15 protein-coding genes are annotated in these 18,041 nt (G+C 55.0%); 11 read left to right on the plus strand and 4 right to left on the minus strand.

All coding sequences use genetic code 11. From position 1 onward, the window contains the following. Nucleotides 1-54: 54 nt before the first annotated feature. Both aas and lplT read left to right on the plus strand, forming a co-directional pair. Nucleotides 55-2,211: a bifunctional acyl-ACP--phospholipid O-acyltransferase/long-chain-fatty-acid--ACP ligase gene (gene aas / locus GN242_RS03985; protein WP_154753569.1), complete on the plus strand. Its 2,157-nt coding sequence runs from the start codon at nucleotides 55-57 to the stop codon at nucleotides 2,209-2,211. Then, entirely contained in the window at nucleotides 2,208-3,431 is a 1,224-nt protein-coding gene (lplT, locus tag GN242_RS03990; RefSeq protein ID WP_230320733.1) for a lysophospholipid transporter LplT, read from the plus strand. Before aas ends, lplT begins: the two co-directional genes overlap by 4 nt. A gap of 52 nt (nucleotides 3,432-3,483) precedes the next feature. On the opposite strand, the gene GN242_RS03995 is transcribed toward lplT, so the two are convergent. The 4 genes from GN242_RS03995 to mutH form a co-directional block, all read right to left on the minus strand. Beyond that, nucleotides 3,484-4,524, minus strand: coding sequence for an NADP(H)-dependent aldo-keto reductase (locus GN242_RS03995; protein WP_154753570.1), 1,041 nt, complete (start codon nucleotides 4,522-4,524; stop codon nucleotides 3,484-3,486). A gap of 186 nt (nucleotides 4,525-4,710) precedes the next feature. Further along, nucleotides 4,711-4,926, minus strand: a complete 216-nt coding sequence (locus tag GN242_RS04000; RefSeq protein WP_154753571.1) for a YgdI/YgdR family lipoprotein — start codon at nucleotides 4,924-4,926, stop codon at nucleotides 4,711-4,713. A 179-nt stretch (nucleotides 4,927-5,105) separates the two neighbouring features. After that, nucleotides 5,106-5,816, minus strand: coding sequence for a TerC family protein (locus tag GN242_RS04005; protein WP_154753572.1), 711 nt, complete (start codon nucleotides 5,814-5,816; stop codon nucleotides 5,106-5,108). Nucleotides 5,817-5,915: 99 nt separating this feature from the next. Further along, nucleotides 5,916-6,602 carry a DNA mismatch repair endonuclease MutH gene (mutH, locus tag GN242_RS04010; protein WP_156286950.1) on the minus strand — a complete coding sequence of 229 codons (687 nt, stop codon included), beginning with the start codon at nucleotides 6,600-6,602 and terminating at the stop codon, nucleotides 5,916-5,918. 685 nt (nucleotides 6,603-7,287) lie between these two features. Here mutH and rppH point away from each other — a divergent pair. The 9 genes from rppH (at nucleotide 7,288) to recC (ending at nucleotide 17,914) form a co-directional block, all read left to right on the plus strand. Next, a complete protein-coding gene (rppH, locus tag GN242_RS04015) occupies nucleotides 7,288-7,815 on the plus strand; it encodes an RNA pyrophosphohydrolase (RefSeq protein ID WP_156286951.1) in 528 nt (175 codons plus the stop codon). 12 nt (nucleotides 7,816-7,827) lie between these two features. Beyond that, nucleotides 7,828-10,074, plus strand: coding sequence for a phosphoenolpyruvate--protein phosphotransferase (gene ptsP, locus GN242_RS04020; protein ID WP_156286952.1), 2,247 nt, complete (start codon nucleotides 7,828-7,830; stop codon nucleotides 10,072-10,074). Nucleotides 10,075-10,787: 713 nt separating this feature from the next. After that, nucleotides 10,788-11,666 (plus strand): prolipoprotein diacylglyceryl transferase, encoded by an 879-nt coding sequence (gene lgt, locus GN242_RS04025; protein ID WP_154753575.1) that lies wholly within the window; start codon nucleotides 10,788-10,790, stop codon nucleotides 11,664-11,666. After that, complete coding sequence (thyA, locus tag GN242_RS04030) at nucleotides 11,663-12,457, plus strand: thymidylate synthase (protein WP_154753576.1); 795 nt, start codon at nucleotides 11,663-11,665, stop codon at nucleotides 12,455-12,457. Before lgt ends, thyA begins: the two co-directional genes overlap by 4 nt. Before the next feature lie 240 nt (nucleotides 12,458-12,697). Further along, on the plus strand, nucleotides 12,698-13,171 hold the full coding sequence (locus GN242_RS04035; RefSeq protein ID WP_156286953.1) for a prepilin peptidase-dependent protein: 474 nt from the start codon (nucleotides 12,698-12,700) through the stop codon (nucleotides 13,169-13,171). Continuing rightward, nucleotides 13,162-13,713, plus strand: a complete 552-nt coding sequence (locus GN242_RS04040; protein ID WP_156286954.1) for a prepilin peptidase-dependent protein — start codon at nucleotides 13,162-13,164, stop codon at nucleotides 13,711-13,713. The genes GN242_RS04035 and GN242_RS04040 overlap by 10 nt, the downstream gene beginning before the upstream one ends. Further along, nucleotides 13,713-14,126 carry a DUF2509 family protein gene (locus GN242_RS04045; protein WP_156286955.1) on the plus strand — a complete coding sequence of 138 codons (414 nt, stop codon included), beginning with the start codon at nucleotides 13,713-13,715 and terminating at the stop codon, nucleotides 14,124-14,126. Before GN242_RS04040 ends, GN242_RS04045 begins: the two co-directional genes overlap by 1 nt. Continuing rightward, the gene (locus GN242_RS04050; RefSeq protein ID WP_154753580.1) at nucleotides 14,116-14,433 is read left to right on the plus strand and encodes a prepilin-type N-terminal cleavage/methylation domain-containing protein; all 318 of its coding nucleotides are present in this window, start codon (nucleotides 14,116-14,118) and stop codon (nucleotides 14,431-14,433) included. Before GN242_RS04045 ends, GN242_RS04050 begins: the two co-directional genes overlap by 11 nt. 115 nt (nucleotides 14,434-14,548) lie before the next feature. Continuing rightward, nucleotides 14,549-17,914 carry an exodeoxyribonuclease V subunit gamma gene (recC, locus tag GN242_RS04055; RefSeq protein ID WP_156286956.1) on the plus strand — a complete coding sequence of 1,122 codons (3,366 nt, stop codon included), beginning with the start codon at nucleotides 14,549-14,551 and terminating at the stop codon, nucleotides 17,912-17,914. Nucleotides 17,915-18,041: the final 127 nt, after the last annotated feature.

Genomic DNA, 18,041 nt, shown 5'->3' on the forward strand with positions numbered 1-18,041 from the left:
CCGCACCTTTGCTGCATCGTTAACGCAATTTTTTAACTGCTAAAAGGACAAGGCATGTTGTTTTCCGTGTTGCGTTTTTTGTTGCGGGTACTGTTCCGTACCCGCCTGACAGGCGATCTCTCCGGGCTTTATAAAGAGAAAGTGTTAATCACGCCTAACCATATGTCATTCCTGGATGGCATCCTGCTGGCGGTATTCCTGCCGATTAAACCCGTATTTGCCGTCTACTCCTCCATCAGCGAGCAGTGGTATATGCGGCTGCTGCGATCGATGATCGATTTCGTACCACTCGATCCGACCAAACCGATGTCCATCAAGCACCTGGTGAGACTGATCGGCCAGGGGCGTCCGGTTGTGATCTTCCCGGAAGGGCGCATTACCGTCACCGGATCGTTAATGAAAATTTACGATGGTGCGGGATTTGTCGCGGCAAAATCGCAGGCGACCGTGGTACCGCTACGTATTGAAGGGGCTGAATACACGCTGTTTGGTCGCCTGGCTGGCGTCTTTAAACGCCGCCTGTTCCCGCGTATTACGCTGACCGTGCTGCCTTCCACCACCATTCCCATGCCGGAAGCGCCGCGCGCCCGCGATCGCCGCCGTCTGGCGGGTGAGCATCTGCACCATATTATGATGGAAGCACGTATGGCGGTGCGCCCGCGCGAAACGTTGTATGAGGCATTCCTCGCGGCGCGTACCCGCTATGGCCTGTTTAAACCCTGTGTTGAAGACGTTAATTTTAAACCAGACACCTACACCGGACTGCTGAAAAAGTCCCTCGGCGTTGGGCGTATTCTCGAACGCTACAGCCATCCGGGCGAATATATCGGTCTGCTGCTGCCGAATGCCACCGTCACGGCGGCGGCGATTATCGGCGCATCGATGCGCGGGCGCATTCCGGCAATGCTCAATTACACCTCTGGGGTTAAAGGGCTGACCAGCTCCCTTGCTGCGGCCGAAGTAAAAACCGTATTTACCTCACGCCAGTTCCTTGATAAAGGCAAGCTGTGGCATCTGCCGGAAGGGATCCCTCATGTGCAGTGGATCTATCTGGAAGATCTGAAAGATACCGTTACCTTGCAGGATAAACTGTGGATCCTGCGCCATCTGCTGACACCTGCGCGCGCGCAGCTGCCGCAGCAGCCTGAAGATGCCGCAATGGTGCTGTTTACCTCTGGCTCAGAAGGTCATCCGAAAGGGGTAGTGCATTCGCATAAAAGCCTGCTGGCCAACGTAGAACAGATTCGCACCGTTGCCGACTTTACGCCGCGCGATCGTTTTATGTCGGCGCTGCCGCTTTTCCACGCCTTCGGCCTGACCGTTGGCCTGTTTACGCCGTTAATGACCGGGGCGCAGGTGTTCCTCTATCCCAGCCCGCTGCATTACCGCATTGTGCCGGAGCTGGTCTACGATCGTAACTGCACCGTGCTGTTTGGCACCTCCACCTTCCTCGGCAACTATGCGCGCTTTGCCAATCCGTATGACTTTGCCCGCCTGCGCTATGTGGTGGCCGGTGCTGAGAAGCTGCAAGAGCAGACCCGCGAGCTGTGGATGGAGAAATACGGCATCCGCATTCTTGAGGGCTACGGCGTCACCGAATGTGCACCTGTGGTGGCGATTAACGTACCGATGGCGGCGAAATCGCATACCGTGGGTCGTATCCTGCCGGGGATGGATTCTCGCCTCGTCTCAGTGCCGGGAATTGAGCAGGGCGGTTTACTTCAGCTGCGCGGCCCAAACATTATGAAAGGCTATCTGCGCGTGGAACGCCCGGGTGTACTGGAAGAACCGCAGGCGGATAACGGCGAAGGACACATGGATGCGGGCTGGTATGACACCGGCGATATCGTCAGCTTCGATGAAGGTGGCTTCTGCCAGATTCAGGGGCGTGTGAAGCGCTTTGCAAAAATAGCCGGAGAGATGGTTTCACTGGAAACGGTTGAACTGATCGCCCAGAAAGCCTCCGGCGAGAAACAGCATGCCGCCACCATCAAACCGGACGGCAATCGTGGGGAGGCGCTGGTGCTGTTTACCACCGATACACAGCTTACCCGTGAACAGCTCACCCGTGCAGCGCGTGAACTGGGCAGCCCGGAGCTGGCTATTCCCCGTGATATTCGCGTATTGATCCAACTGCCGCTACTGGGCAGCGGTAAGCCGGACTTTGTTACTCTGCGTGAAATGGCTGAAAAGCCAGAGGAGCAGGCATGAACACCTCTCAGATGAGCAATAGCGATAAACCGCTGCTGTCGAAGGGCATGATGGCGGTAATCGTTGCCCAGTTTTTCTCAGCCTTCGGCGACAACGCGCTGCTATTTGCCACGCTGGCGGTGATGAAATCACTGGTTTATCCGGAGTGGAGCCAGCCGGTGCTGCAAATGATGTTTGTTGCTACCTACATCCTGCTGGCACCGTTTGTCGGGCAGCTGGCCGACAGCTTTTCTAAAGGGCGGGTGATGATGTTCGCTAACGCCCTTAAGCTGCTGGGAGCGCTGGTCATCTGCTTCGGATTTGATCCGTTCCTCGGTTACAGCCTGGTGGGCATTGGCGCTGCGGCTTATTCTCCGGCCAAATACGGCATTCTTGGTGAGCTGACCGGCGGTGAAACGCTGGTTAAAGCTAACGGCCTGATGGAGTCCTCCACCATTGCCGCCATCCTGCTGGGATCGGTGGCGGGCGGATTCCTCGCTGACTGGAACCTGACGGCGGCGCTGGCGGCCTGCGTGCTGGCCTATGCGCTGGCGGTAGCCGCAAATGTGCTGATCCCTAAACTTGCGGTGGCACGCGGCGGCCAGTCATGGCATCCGGCGCGCATGTCCGCCAGCTTCTTCCGCGCCTGCGGTATCCTTTGGCGAGACGGCGAAACGCGTTTCTCGCTGGTGGGTACCAGTATGTTCTGGGGCGCAGGGGTAACGCTGCGTTTCCTGCTGGTGCTGTGGGTGCCGGTGGCGCTGGGCATCAGCGACAACAAAACCCCGACGCTGCTTAATGCGATGGTGGCGATTGGCATTGTTTTCGGAGCCATTGCAGCTGCGAAGCTGGTAACGCTAAAAACCGTAGGCCGCTGTATGCCTGCGGGGGTGCTGATTGGCGTTGCGGTGCTGTTCTTCTCACTACAGCAACAGGCGCTCAATGCCTACGTGCTGCTGGTGATTATCGGCATGCTCGGCGGCTTTTTCGTCGTGCCGCTGAATGCGCTGTTGCAGATGCGTGGTAAAGAGTCGGTGGGAACAGGGAACGCGGTGGCAGTGCAGAATCTGGGTGAGAACACCGCGATGCTGCTGATGCTCGGTCTTTATACGCTGGCGATTAAGTTTGGTGCGCCGCCGGTTGCTACTGGCGTGGGTTTCGGTGCGCTGTTTGCGCTGGCGATTGCCGTGCTGTGGGGCTGGCAGCTGGCGCAGAAGCGTAAAGTCACTACTCAGCTCTGACGGGTTTTAGCCAAAACAGACAGGGCGATATCGTTCGCCCTGTCTCTGGTGATTACGGAGCCGGGTAGGTGTAGCGGCGGTGAATCGCTTCCAGTCCTTCAATCACATCTTCATTCAGCGTGACGTCATAGCTGTCGATATTAATTTTCAGCTGTTCCAGCGTGGTGGCACCCAGCAGGGTGCTGGCAACAAACGGCTGCTGACGCACGAAAGCCAGCGCCATCTGTGACGGATCTAATCCATGTTTTTTTGCCAGCGCGACATACTCGGCCACTGCCTGATTTGACTGTTCGCTGCTGTAGCGGGTAAAGCGGCTGAACAGGGTATTACGCGCTCCGGCTGGTTTCGCACCGTTCAGATATTTACCACTCAGGGTGCCAAATGCCAGGCTGGAATAGGCCAGCAGTTCAACCCCTTCGTGCTGGCTGATCTCGGCCAGGCCCAGTTCAAAACTGCGGTTCAACAGGCTGTAGGGGTTTTGAATACTGACGATACGCGGTAGCTCATGCTTCTCGGCCAGTTGCAGATAGCGCATCACGCCCCACGGCGTCTCGTTCGACACACCGATATAACGAATTTTACCGGCGCGCACCTGCTCGGTCAGCGCTTCCAGCGTCTCCAGCAGCGTCACCGTGGCGGCGTTCTCGGTGTACTCATAGTTCAGCTTGCCAAAATAGTTGGTCTGGCGCTGTGGCCAGTGCAGCTGATACAGATCGAGATAATCAGTGTTCAGCCGCTTCAGGCTGGCATCCAGCGCACTTCGAATATTTTTACGATCCAGCGCCTGATTCGGACGGATCGAGGCATCTGCGCCGCGCACTGGCCCTGCCACTTTTGAGGCCAGAATAACTTTGTCGCGGTTGCCACGGGATGCCAGCCAGCTACCGATATATTGTTCGGTAAGGCCCTGAGTTTCCGGGCGCGGTGGCACCGGGTACATTTCGGCAGTATCAATCAGGTTGATGCCGCGGCTGAGGGCTAAATCCAGTTGTGCATGGGCGTCGGCTTCGCTGTTTTGCTCACCAAACGTCATGGTGCCCAACCCCAGGGAACTGACTTCCAGGGTGCTGTGAGGGATACGGTGATAATGCATTGCCGGCTTCCTTTTTCAATCGTCAAAGGTCAGGGACATCAGGCGTCCGCAACAGGGCTGTTTGCCTGGGGCTGGCGCTAAATGCCAGATACCCCGCTATTGACTATAACCGTGCTAAGGGAGTGGGGGAAGAGTGGATTTCGGGAAGCCACCTGAAGCCGCCGGGGCGCAGGTGGCATAATGTGTTTAACGTTCTACGATGGAAGAGACTTCATCGCCGTTAATTTGCAGCTCGTGACCGGAATCATCGGTGTATTTCACCAGCCCCGTCTCTTTATCAATCTTTGGTTTGCCATCGGTCATAATCATCTTGCCGTCTTTGGTTGCCATCACATAATTACTGCTGCAACCGCTGGCTAATACTACCAGGCCCAGCACCGCTGCACTAAAAAGCCACTTCATATTCATCTCCCTTACTCGACCATTCAACACTTATAAATGTAGATAAGTGTAGTAATAAACTATTTTCCCTGTCGCGATAATCGCATGAGTCTGAAAATGGGATGTGAGCACAATGCAGCATTGACATGGCATCAGTACTATTATCCTGCCCGGCCAGACAGACCGGGCAGGGGGGGATATTACAACGGACGTTTTTTATTACGTGCCAGATTGAGGCATTCCACCGCCATTGAGAAGAACATGGCGAAATAGATGTAGCCTTTAGGAATATGGATATTGAAGCTTTCCAGCATCAGGGTGAAGCCAACGAGGATGAGGAATGCCAGCGCCAGCATTTTCACCGACGGGTGACGATCAACAAAATCACCGATAGCACGTGCAGCAAACATCATCACCAGCACCGCAATGACCACCGCCGCCATCATAATAACCAGATGGTCTGACAGCCCTACCGCAGTAATAACAGAATCAAGACTGAAGATAATATCCAGCATCATGATCTGCACAATGGCGCCAACAAACGAATGCACGTTGGTATTATGCTCGCCGCCGCCGCCTTCAATGGTTTCATGAATTTCCATGCTCGACTTCCACAGCAGGAATAATCCACCAAACAGCAGAATCAGATCGCGAGCTGAAAAAGCATGATCCATCAGAGTAAACAGCGGATCGGTCAGGCGGATAACCCAGGCAATTGAAGCCAGCAGGCCCAGGCGCATCAGCATTGCACCGGCCAGGCCAATACGGCGGGCGGTATTTTGCTGGTGCTTAGGCAGCTTCGCCACCACCAGTGAGAGGAAAATAATATTATCGATACCGAGAACAATCTCAAGGATTGTCAGCGTTCCGAGAGCTAACCAGGCATTGGGATCGGCAATCCAGTCAAACATTGTAATGTTGCACCCTAAATTCAATGAAAGTTAAACGAAAATTAAACGGCGATTATACTCAAGGTTGACGACCGAGGGAAAAATCTTTACAGCGCTTTTTTATAGCAGGAAATGCCGGGCCAGCAGCGGTGCGGTAAAGGTTTTTTTCAGGTAAAAACCACGTGGCAGCGTCATAATCGGCTGACCGTCACGGCCAATTCCTTCCGTCAGGGCTTTGCTGTTTGCCGCTTTGGGCCGAATTTGCAGCACTTCCCCATGACGCGCAGTGATCTGTTCCACCTGACCCAGTACGATCATATCCATCAACTCTTCCCAGTCACGCTGGAGCTGTAGCTCCTCTTCGGCGTTTGGACTCCAGAGTAGCGGAGAACCCACATGGCGCTGTTCCAGCGGGATCGCACGGTCACCTTCCACCGGCACCCACAGCACCCGCGTTAGCTTATGGCGGACGTGGCTATTGTGCCAGGTCACCCCGCTGTTACCCGTGAGCGGTGCCACGCAGACAAAGGTGGTTTCCAGCGGGCGGCCGCTGGCGTCAACCGGAATAGTTTTCAGCTCAACGCCGATCCCGGCAAAATCCTGCTCTGGCTTACTGCCAGCGCTGGCACCGAGATAACGCTCCAGCAGCAGCCCAACCCAGCCCTTATCACGCTTCAGATCGCGCGGGATTGGCAGGTTGATGCGCAGCGCCAGTTCACCCAGCGTATAGCCTGCCAGAGCAGTAGCGCGCGCCATCAGTTCCTCTTCATTTTGTGGAGGGGGAACGACGTAAAGTTCTCCAATCATAATAACGCCCGTGATTTGTTCAAAAAGTAGCCGCCTTTTACCCACACAGATAATATTGCTGACAGGTCTGGGGAAAACACTAATAATAGCATGATAAATCATGCTTTTTTAATCCCGTGCATCGGGCAAAAAAGCTTTTCCCCGACAGTTTTACCCGGGTTGTCACCGACAATGAACAGGATCACACGGGTAGTTATCCACAGAAAAATGGGATAACTCACTTTTTATGATAATACTGTTTCCATTTACAGCCTTGACGTAGGCACTTTTCCCCCGTTTCAGGTTTTTTATGACTAACTAATCGACATATTCTGTGGATAACGTCTCAGGCGTTCGATCTTTCACCAGTTGACGATCAGCTGATGATGACAGCCGCATGACAGACGGTTAAAAGCCTGTGGTTAAAGGCTAAAGATGATGATTAATATGGGGTTATTCTGAGTTTGAAAAGTGCCGATTTCTGGCAGTCAGAAAGTTTTCCCCATGTGTTAACAGAGTTCTGCACAAAGCTATCCACAGAAAACGTGAATAAGATCGCGTTTTTACCGTGCTTTCTGTTTATAACTTTGCCAAAAAGCACAAGTTATCCCAGTCAGACGCAGACACGTCCTCTAAAAGCAGTGGTTTACCGTCTGTAAGGAGTATGAAACAATCAGAACATCCAGTTTTAGTTTGAGGTAGTCCGGTGATCGATGATGATGGCTACCGCCCGAATGTTGGTATCGTAATTTGTAACAAGCAGGGACAGGTGTTGTGGGCCAGGCGTTTTGGTCAGCACTCCTGGCAGTTTCCACAGGGAGGAATCAATCCCGGTGAGACTGCGGAGCAGGCGATGTACCGCGAACTTTTCGAGGAAGTCGGTTTGAACCGTAAGGATGTTCGCATCCTTGCATCCACCCGTAACTGGTTACGATATAAGTTGCCAAAACGTTTGGTGCGTTGGGACACAAAGCCGGTTTGTATCGGCCAAAAACAGAAGTGGTATCTTCTGCAGTTGATGTGCAATGACGCGGATATCAATATGCAAACCAGCAGTACGCCGGAGTTTGATGGCTGGCGTTGGGTGAGCTTCTGGTATCCGGTACGCCAGGTAGTCTCTTTTAAACGCGACGTTTACCGCCGTGTAATGAAAGAGTTTGCCGGTGTGGTTATGCCCCTGCAAGAGAATACCGTACAGCGAAATACGCCAGGTTTTCGACGGAAGAGAGGTTAAGCCACGTAGATTATGCTCACACAGCTACGCGAAATAGTTGAGAAAGTGGCGGCAGCGCCCCGGCTTACCGAGGCGCTGGATATTTTGGTTAACGAAATCTGTCTGGCGATGCAAACCGAAGTCTGTTCGGTCTACCTCGCGGATCACGATCGTCGCTGCTATTACCTGATGGCTACCCGTGGGCTAAAAAAGCCTCGTGGGCGCACCGTTGCCCTGGCATTTGATGAAGGCATCGTTGGCTTAGTTGGCAGGCTGGCGGAGCCGATTAACCTGGCAGATGCGCAAAAGCATCCCAGCTTTAAATATATTCCTTCCGTTAAAGAAGAGCGCTTCCGTTCCTTTCTTGGCGTGCCCATTATCAGCCGCCGTCAGCTGCTTGGTGTGCTGGTGGTTCAGCAGCGTGAACATCGCCAGTTTGATGAAAGTGAAGAGTCTTTTCTGGTTACGCTGGCCACGCAGCTGGCGGCCATCCTCTCGCAGTCACAGCTTAATACTCTGTTTGGCCAGTATCGGCAGACCCGTATCCGTGCGCTGGCCGCTGCCCCCGGCGTTGCCGTAGCACAAGGCTGGGTTGACTCCAGCCAGCCGTCATTGGAAAACGTCTCAGCGGCATCCACCCTCGATACGGTGCGTGAACGCGAAAGGCTGGCGCTGGCGATGACCGAGGCATCTAACGAATTCCGCCGTTACAGCAAGCGTTTCACCGCCAGTATGCATAAAGAGAGTGCAGCGATCTTCGATCTCTATTCGCATCTGCTCAGTGATGCGCGGCTGAAAAAAGATCTGCTGGCGGAGATCGATGCCGGTTCGGTGGCCGAGTGGGCGGTCAAAACTGTTATCGAAAAATTTGCCGCTCAGTTTGCCAGTTTACAGGATAGCTATCTGCGTGAGCGCGCGGGTGATCTGCGTGTTCTGGGGCAGCGCCTGCTGTTCCAGCTCGACGATACCATGCAGGGCACTAATACCTGGCCTGAGCGTTTTGTGCTGGTCGCCGACGAGCTGACCGCTACCACGCTGGCCGAACTGCCGCGTGACCGGCTGGCTGGCGTGGTGGTGCGTGATGGCGCAGCCAACTCCCATGCGGCGATTATGGTACGCGCAATGGGCATTCCTACGGTGATGGGCGCAGATATTCAGCCCGAGCTCCTGAAAGGACGCCTGCTGATTGTTGACGGCTACCGTGGAGAGCTGCTGGTCGACCCGGAGCCGGTGCTGGTACAAGAATATCAGCGTCTGATCAGCGAAGAGAATGAGCTGAGTCTGCTGGCGGAAGATTTTGTTTTCCTGCCGGGTGCGCTGAAAAGCGGCGAGCCGGTAAAAGTGATGCTCAACGCGGGTTTAAGCGCCGAGCATGAGCAGATACTGGGTAATCGGGTGGATGGTGTGGGCCTCTATCGCACCGAAATTCCGTTTATGCTGCAAAACGGCTTCCCGTCAGAGGAAGAGCAGGTGGCGCAGTATCAGGGCATGTTGCAACTGTTTCTGGATAAACCCGTCACCCTGCGTACCCTGGATGTCGGTGCTGACAAACAGCTACCCTATATGCCCATCAGCGAAGAGAACCCATGCCTTGGCTGGCGCGGCATCCGTCTGACGCTTGACCAGCCGGAGATTTTCCTTGTGCAGCTGCGAGCCATGCTGCGTGCAAACGTCGCCAGTGGAAACCTCAATATTCTGCTGCCGATGATCACCAGCCTTGAAGAGATAGACGAGGCTCGCCGCCTGATCGCCCGTGCCGCACGTGAAGTGGAAGAGATGCTCGGCTATGACATCCCACAGCCGCGCATAGGCATTATGGTCGAAGTGCCGTCGATGATCTTTATGATAGGGCAGCTAAAAAATCGCGTGGACTTTGTCTCAGTTGGCACCAACGATTTAACGCAATACCTGCTGGCAGTCGATCGTAATAATACCCGGGTGGCAAGTCTCTATGACAGTCTGCATCCGGCAATGCTGCGGGCGTTAAAAAGCGTTGCCGATGAGACCCGTGTTGCGGGCATTGAACTCTGCCTGTGTGGTGAAATGGCCGGTGACCCGATGTGTGTAGCGCTGCTGGTCGGCATGGGTTATCACCATCTCAGCATGAACGGGCGCAATGTGGCGCGGGTAAAATATCTGCTAAGTCACCTCGACCACGAAGATGCAAAAACCCTCGCGCAACGCGGTCTGGAAGCGCAGTTTGCTACCGAAGTGCGCCATCATGTCGCGTCGTTTATGGAGCGGAGGGGGTTGGGGGGGCTGATTCGCGGCGGCCGCTGAAAAATCCTGTTTGAGGCTATTTTATTTGCCATTCTGCCCCCGGGCAGTGCTCGTCATACTCACGTACCGGAGTACGCTCTGTTGCCTGTGCGTTGCCTGTGCGTTGGCTGTGACAGGACTGGCTGCAACAATAACGCCTGAAACAGGATTTCAGGCTGTTTTATTTGCCATTCAGCCCCCGGGCAGTGCTCGCCATACTCACGTACCGGAGTGCGCTCCGTTGCCTGTGCGTTGGCTGTGACAGGACTGGCTGCAACAATAACGCCTGAAACAGGATTTCAGGCTATTTTATTTGCCATTCAGCCCCCGGGCAGTGCTCGTCATACTCACGTACCGGAGTACGCTCCGTTGCCTGTGCGCTGGCCGTGAGCAGACTGGCTGCAACAATAACGCCTGAAACAGGATTTTAGGCTGTTTTATTTGCCATCCTGCCCCCGGGCAGTGCTCGTCATACTCACGTACCGGAGTACGCTCCGTTGCCTGTGCGCTGGCCGTGAGCAGACTGGCTGTAACAATAACGCCTGAACCAGGATTTCAGGGTCATTGTATTTGCTGTTGTGACCCCGGGCAGTGCTCGTTGTAATCACGTACGCTTAATAAAGTTTACAGTTAGCCCGGGCCGCAATAATCCCGCTTATGCTATGATGCGCGCCTTAATGCAGCGCCCGCTCAATTCGGCTGCCTGCCAGGACTGACTTTACTAATGGTGAAAGATGAATAACGGCTATCTGGCTTTCCCCCAATTTGATCCGGTGATTTTCTCCGTCGGACCGGTTTCACTGCACTGGTACGGACTGATGTACCTGGTAGGTTTCGTTTTCGCAATGTGGCTGGCCGTGCGCCGGGCCAATAAACCAGGCAGCGGTTGGAAAAAAGAAGAAGTAGAAAATCTGCTATATGCAGGCTTCCTCGGGGTATTCCTCGGCGGGCGTATTGGTTACGTGCTGTTCTACAATTTGCCGCTGTTCCTTGATAATCCGCTATACCTCTTCAAAGTCTGGGATGGCGGCATGTCATTCCACGGTGGCCTGATTGGCGTGATCGTGGTGATGCTGGTCTTCGCTTACCGTACCAAACGCAATTTCTTCCAGGTCTCTGATTTTATTGCTCCATTAATCCCGTTTGGCTTGGGCGCAGGCCGCCTTGGCAACTTTATCAACGGTGAACTGTGGGGCCGTGTTGATCCAAATCTACCGTGGGCAATGCTGTTCCCAGGCTCACGCAGCGAAGATATCGCTCTGACCGCAACCCATCCTGAATGGCAGTCGCTGTTGTCGACCTACGGGGTATTACCGCGCCATCCTTCGCAGCTCTACGAGCTGATCCTTGAAGGCATCGTGCTGTTTATCATCCTTAACGTATTTATTCGTAAATCTCGCCCGATGGGCGCGGTGTCCGGGCTGTTCCTGATTGGTTACGGCGCGTTTCGTATTATTGTTGAATTCTTCCGTCAGCCTGATCAGCAGCTTGGCCTGTTCGGCGGCATCAGTATGGGGCAGATCCTCTCTGTGCCGATGATTGTGGCTGGCGTGATTATGATGATTTGGGCATACCGTCGTCGCCCGCAGCCACAGCTTCGTGAGGAAAAATGAAACAGTATCTGGCGTTAATGCAGCACGTGCTCGAACAGGGCACACCGAAAAACGATCGTACCGGCACCGGCACGCTGTCGATTTTTGGTCATCAGATGCGTTTCAATCTGCAAGAGGGTTTCCCTCTGGTCACCACAAAAAAGTGCCATCTGCGTTCGATTATTCATGAGCTCCTGTGGTTCCTTAACGGTGATACCAACATCGCGTATTTGAAAGAAAATAAGGTGTCGATCTGGGACGAGTGGGCTGATGAAAACGGCGATCTCGGTCCGGTCTACGGTAAACAGTGGCGCAGCTGGGGTGCACCAAATGGCGAGCAGATCGACCAGCTGACAAAAGTGGTTGAGCAGTTGAAAAGCGATCCCGATTCGCGTCGCATTATTGTCTCCGCCTGGAACGTTGGTGAACTGGATCAGATGGCGCTGGCTCCATGCCATGCGTTTTTCCAGTTCTATGTGGCTGATGGTAAGCTCTCCTGCCAGTTGTATCAGCGCTCATGCGATATCTTCCTTGGTCTGCCATTCAATATCGCCAGTTACGCGCTGCTGGTGCATATGATGGCGCAGCAATGTGACCTCGAAGTCGGTGACTTTGTCTGGACGGGGGGCGATACCCATCTGTACAGCAACCACCTTGAGCAGACGCGTTTGCAGTTAACGCGTGAACCGCGTGCGCTGCCGAAGCTGGTGATCAAACGTAAACCTGCCTCCCTGTTTGACTACCGTTTCGACGATTTTGAAATTGAAGGCTACGATCCGCATCCGGCAATTAAAGCTCCGGTAGCGATCTAAAACGTTACGCCCTCCACCGGGGCGTAGCAGCTACATACCCGGGCAGCAGCGCATCGCTCGCTGCCTTTGGTAGACCACTATAACCTCCTCTCACTATTCCGCACCCTCCACTTCCCCCTTCTGGAACCTGCCTCCAGAGCTTAATGATCGCCGATGAAAATTAGCATTTACTCTGGAAGACGCCTCGCAAAAAGCTGATATGCGGCTGGCATGACTGGCAGAAAAAGGCAGACTGCCGGCATGAAAATTAAACACCCTGGCGGATTTACTCTGCTGGAAATGATGGTGGTGATCACTATTATCAGCCTGCTGAGTCTGGGCGGATGGAGCGGCTGGCAGCGCTGGCAGCGCTGGCAGCAGTACCAGCAGCTTGATGACAGCGCGCAGCAGATCCAGCGTCTGCTGCAGCGGCTGCGCAGCGATGCCAACTGGCACAATCGGGCGCACCTGCTGTGGCTGAAACCTGGCGACCGCTGGTGCCTGGGAGCGGGTGCAGCGGATGAGTGTCTGAGAGCCTCGCGCCATACGCTGCCGGCTCCTCATACTGGCGTAGTCGTGCGCGCACTGACCAGCGACTTAGGGTTTTACGGTAAAAAAAACACCGCTCATCCCGGCAGTATTCTTATTGCCAGCGCAGCCGGTGAGCGCCGCATTATTGTCTCATCCCGCGGCCGGGTTCGTATCTGTGCATCTTCAGAGGAAAACTGTCGGTGAAGGCGCAGGGTTTTACACTGCTTGAAATGTTAATAGCGCTGGCGATTGGCAGCCTGCTGCTGGTGGGCGCGGTGCGAACGTTGCCGCAGCTGCAAGCGCAGAACCTGCGCTTAATTATGCAGGCGCAGCTGCATGAGGATTTGCAGCAGATAATGCATACGCTTGAAAAGGCCGTGCGACGTGCGGGTTATTGCCACGGTAGCTGCCGTGATAGCACACAGCGCGGCATGCATATCGGGGCTGGGTGTCTGCTGGTGCGCTGGGATGAAAACAGTAACGGTCGCTGGGAAGCGGCGGGGCGTGATAACAGTGAAGTCTATGGTTACCGCCTGCGTGATAACAGTCTGGAAATGCAGCGTGGGGTGAGCGACTGTCGCGGAAGTGGCTGGGAGAGACTTAACGATCCGCGCCGGATCGGCATCAGAGCTTTTAAAGTGGAAAATAGCGGACGTCAGGTGAAGCTTTATCTCAGCGGTTATCTGCTGCGCTGGCCTGATATTGCACTCGATCTTGAACAGTGGCTGACGGCGGAGAACCTCTGATGCAATTGGCGTCACAGCGCGGCAGCGGCTCATTAATAATGGTGATTATGATTTTGCTGATGGGGACGCTGATGCTGAACGCCACCCGGCGGCAGCTGGAAGATTCAATGAGCCTGGTGGCAGATGAACGTCACTATTTTGAACAGCTTACAGCCGCAACATCATCCCTGCGTTGGGGGGAGCGTCTGCGCTGGCTAACGGCGGACGAATGGCAGTGCCAGCACCATGCTGAGTTTAACTGGCGAGCCTGTTTGCAGCCCGTACAACGGCTACTGCGTGCTGACAGCGGGCCGGATACCCTGACACTGTATCGCTGGGTAAACCTGCTGCCGCACGGCGCATTAAAACCTCAGCCTCATGGCTGGCTTGATTTTTGTCCGCTGAATGGAGGAGGCATCTGCGATGTTGAATAAGCGCGTACCACAGCAAGGGTTTAGCTTGGTGGAAATCTTGTTTTCCCTGCTGCTTTTCAGCCTGAGCTATACGGCATTGCTGCATTACCAGCAGGCGCTGGGGCAGGGGTTCCACTGGCAGTGGCAGCAGCGTGAAGCCTGGCGCCAGGCGTGGCAGCGCTTACAGGGGCAAGAGCGTTCAGGCTGGCAGGTTCAGCAGCGGGTACGCAGCGGCCCGATGGGCTGTAAGCTGGTCACGGCACAGGTTGTCAGCCCTGCCGCGCGGCGTGCTGAACTGACACAGCTGCAATGCCAGGTAAGCCCCTGATAGCGCGGTGACATTTTCACGCTGTGATAAACGGGTTACAGTAGTCGTCCGGCAGCGTGTGCCCGGCAGGCATAGCTGCAACATCAAGTATGACGAGTATAAGGACAGGGTATTTATGTTTACCGTTTACCACTCTAATCAGTTGGATTTGTTAAAAACACTGGCGTGCTGGCAGATAGAAAACCAGCCGCTGGGCGATCCGCTGCGTTCTGAAGTGGTGCTGGTGCAAAGCCCTGGGATGGCGCAGTGGCTACAAATGTCGCTGGCGGAGGAATTTGGTATTGCTGCGAATATCGACTTCCCGCTGCCAGCCAGCTTTATCTGGGACATGTTTGTCCGCGTGCTGCCTGAGATACCGAAGGAGAGTGCTTTTAATAAATCCAGCATGAGCTGGAAGCTGATGGCGCTTCTGCCCGGGATGCTGCCCGGCGAAGAGTTTGAGATGCTGCGCCATTATCTTAGCGATGACGATGACCGGCGTAAGCTGTTTCAGCTTTCCTCTCGCGTGGCGGATCTCTTCGACCAGTATCTGGTTTATCGTCCGCACTGGTTGAACAGCTGGGAAAAGGGACAGCTGATTGAAGACCTGGGCGACTCCCAGCGCTGGCAGGCACCGCTATGGGCCGCGCTGGTGGAATACACCCATCAACTTGGCCAGCCCGAGTGGCACCGTGCCAACCTTTATCAGCGCTTTATTCGCAGGCTGGAAAATAGCCGCGAATGCCCGGCTAACCTTCCTGATCGCGTGTTTATCTGCGGCATTTCAGCGCTGCCACCAGTCTATCTGCAAGCGCTACAGGCGCTGGGTAAACACATTGATATCCATCTGCTGTTTACCAATCCCTGCCGTCACTACTGGGGGGATATTCAGGATTATGCTTTTCTGGCAAAACTCCAAAGCCGCCATCGCCGCCATTATCAGGATAACCGTGAGATCCCGCAGTTCCGCGACAGCGATGCTGCCCCCGGCTTGTTTAACGACGGCGGAGAGCAGCAGCTAAGTAACCCGCTGCTCGCCTCATGGGGCAAGCTGGGGCGCGATAACCTCTATCTGCTGGCGCAAATGGAGCCGAATGAGGTCTTTGCTTTCGTCGATATTGAGCCAACAACGCTGCTGAATACCCTGAAACGTGATCTGCTTGAGCTGGAAGATCATGCGGCTATCGGTATGAAGCAGAGCGAATGGGAAAACAGCCGTAGCAAGCGAGTGCTGGCTCCGGATGACCGCTCGGTAGCGATCCACCTGTGCCATAGTCCGCAGCGAGAAGTTGAAGTGTTGCAGGATCGTCTGCTGGCGATGATGGCTGACGATCCGCAGCTGACCCCACGCGATATTATTGTGATGGTCGCAGACATTGACGCCTATACGCCGTTTATTCAGGCGGTGTTTGGTAATGCTCCGCCGGAGCGTGCGCTGCCTTTTGCCATTTCAGACCGCCGTGCCAGCCAGGCTCATCCGGCTTTACAGGCGTTTATTTCCCTGCTCAGTCTGCCGGAAAGCCGTTTCACCGCCGAGGACGTACTGGCGCTGCTGGAAGTGCCTGCGGTGGCCAGTCGCTTTGCGGTAGATGAAGAGGGGTTACGCCTGCTGCGCCACTGGGTTTCGGAGTCTGGCATTCGCTGGGGGCTGGATGATGACAGCGTACGTGAGTTGGATCTACCCGCTACGGGCCAGCATACCTGGCACTTTGGTTTAACCCGAATGCTGCTGGGCTATGCCATGAACAGTGAGGCCGGAGACTGGCAGGGGATTCTGCCTTACGATGAATCCAGCGGGCTGATTGCCGAGCTGGCAGGGAACCTTGCCGAACTGCTGATGCAGCTAAATCGCTGGCGGCAGTGGCTGAGTGAACCTCGTGAACTCAGCCAATGGCTGCCGTTGTGTCGTCAGATGCTCGATGATTTCTTTACCAGTGATTCGGAAACTGAAGCTGCACTGGTGCTGATTGAAGAGCAGTGGCAGCAGGCGATTAACTACGGTCTGGAGGCGGGTTATCAGCAAACGGTGCCGCTGACGCTACTGCGTGATGAGCTGTCGTCGCGCCTTGATCAACAGCGCATCAGCCAGCGCTTCCTCGCCGGGCCGGTCAACTTCTGTACTCTGATGCCGATGCGCTCCATTCCATTCAAGGTGGTCTGCCTGCTGGGCATGAATGACGGTGTGTATCCGCGTACGCTGCCGCCGCTGGGCTTTGACTTAATGAGCCAGCAACCACAAAAGGGTGACCGCAGCCGCCGTGATGATGACCGCTACCTGTTCCTTGAAGCGATGAACTCGGCGCAGCAGCAGCTCTATATCAGCTATATTGGCCGTTCGATTCAGGACAATACCGAGCGATATCCATCGGTGCTGGTCAGTGAGTTAGTAGAGTACATCAGCCAGAGTTTCTGTCTGGAGCAGGATCGGGAACTGGATGTCGACAGCAGTGCAAAAGCAGTGCTGGATCACCTGCATCATCTGCACAGCCGAATGCCGTTTGCAGCTGAAAACTTTAGCCCCGGGTCTGAGTTCCGCAGTTTTGCCGCTGAATGGCTGCCCGCCGCCAGCGCCCAGGGGACGGCACACCCACCGTTTATGCAGGCGCTGCCGGAGGAAGCCAGCGATACGCTCAGTTTCGACAAACTGGTGCGTTTCTGGCGTCACCCGGTGCGGGCCTTTTTCAGCCTGCGGCTGGGCGTCAGCTTCCATCTTGAAGAGACCGGGCTGCCCGATGCTGAACCCTTCTCCTTACAGGGACTGAGCCGTTATCAGGTTAACACGCAGCTGCTTAACAGCCTGATTGAAGGCAGTGAAAGCGAGCGTTTATATATCCGCCAGCGTGCCGCAGGTGCTCTGCCTTACGGTGCCTTTGGCGAACTGTTCTGGCAGGAGCAGGAGCAGGAGATGAGCGAACTGGCAGGACGCGTACGCGAGCAGCGGGCAGAAGCCGAGAGCTGGGAGATTGCGCTGGAGGCGGGCGGTATAGCACTGAGCGGCTGGCTGCCCCAGGTACAGGACAGCGGATTACTGCGCTGGCGTCCGGGGATTCTCAACTTTAATGACGGTCTGGCGCTGTGGCTGGAGCATCTGGTCTATTGCACCATGGGAGGTACTGGCAGCAGTACAATGCTGGGGCGCAAAGAGAGTGCCTGGTGTTTCCCACCGCTGGCCCCTGACGCAGCCAGACAGCAGCTTGCGCACTATGTTGACGGCTACCGTCAGGGAATGTGCGCGCCGTTGCTGCTGACGGCTTCCGGCGGTGCCTGGCTGAGGGTGTGCTTTGATGAGAAAGCAGGCGTGTTGTTGCGCGATGAGGCGACGCTGAAAAAAGCCCGTGGCAAACTGCTGTTGAGCTGGCAGGGGAATTATCAGGTTGAAGGTGAGGGCACGGATCCTTACCTGCAACGTTTGCTGCGTACGCTGGACAGCAACAGCGAACATGAAATGACCGTACAGGCAGAACGATGGTTGTTGCCGCTGCTGAAAGCCAACGTTCAGTAAACTGGAATAAGGAAAGAGAGCCAACGCTCCTGCAGCTTGAAGTATGACGGGTATAGTGTTTTTATTAGGTTAGCGTATGTAATGCTGAAATTTAAAAGCCAATAATGATCCGGCAGGATGCCGGAGA

Origin of the sequence: Erwinia sorbitola (genome assembly GCF_009738185.1) — a bacterium.
Classification (GTDB): Bacteria; Pseudomonadota; Gammaproteobacteria; order Enterobacterales; family Enterobacteriaceae; genus Erwinia; species Erwinia sorbitola.

What these genes read in the sequence shown, in the direction of transcription:
- GN242_RS04045 (WP_156286955.1), top strand. Translation starts at nt 13,713, where the DNA reads ATGCAATTGGCGTCACAGCGCGGCAGCGGCTCATTAATAATGGTGATT.
- GN242_RS04000 (WP_154753571.1), bottom strand. Translation starts at nt 4,926, where the DNA reads ATGAAGTGGCTTTTTAGTGCAGCGGTGCTGGGCCTGGTAGTATTAGCC.
- GN242_RS04035 (WP_156286953.1), top strand. Translation starts at nt 12,698, where the DNA reads ATGAAAATTAAACACCCTGGCGGATTTACTCTGCTGGAAATGATGGTG.
- recC (WP_156286956.1), top strand. Translation starts at nt 14,549, where the DNA reads ATGTTTACCGTTTACCACTCTAATCAGTTGGATTTGTTAAAAACACTG.
- lgt (WP_154753575.1), top strand. Translation starts at nt 10,788, where the DNA reads ATGAATAACGGCTATCTGGCTTTCCCCCAATTTGATCCGGTGATTTTC.
- thyA (WP_154753576.1), top strand. Translation starts at nt 11,663, where the DNA reads ATGAAACAGTATCTGGCGTTAATGCAGCACGTGCTCGAACAGGGCACA.
- ptsP (WP_156286952.1), top strand. Translation starts at nt 7,828, where the DNA reads ATGCTCACACAGCTACGCGAAATAGTTGAGAAAGTGGCGGCAGCGCCC.
- GN242_RS03995 (WP_154753570.1), bottom strand. Translation starts at nt 4,524, where the DNA reads ATGCATTATCACCGTATCCCTCACAGCACCCTGGAAGTCAGTTCCCTG.
- mutH (WP_156286950.1), bottom strand. Translation starts at nt 6,602, where the DNA reads ATGATTGGAGAACTTTACGTCGTTCCCCCTCCACAAAATGAAGAGGAA.
- aas (WP_154753569.1), top strand. Translation starts at nt 55, where the DNA reads ATGTTGTTTTCCGTGTTGCGTTTTTTGTTGCGGGTACTGTTCCGTACC.
- lplT (WP_230320733.1), top strand. Translation starts at nt 2,208, where the DNA reads ATGAACACCTCTCAGATGAGCAATAGCGATAAACCGCTGCTGTCGAAG.
- GN242_RS04005 (WP_154753572.1), bottom strand. Translation starts at nt 5,816, where the DNA reads ATGTTTGACTGGATTGCCGATCCCAATGCCTGGTTAGCTCTCGGAACG.
- GN242_RS04050 (WP_154753580.1), top strand. Translation starts at nt 14,116, where the DNA reads ATGTTGAATAAGCGCGTACCACAGCAAGGGTTTAGCTTGGTGGAAATC.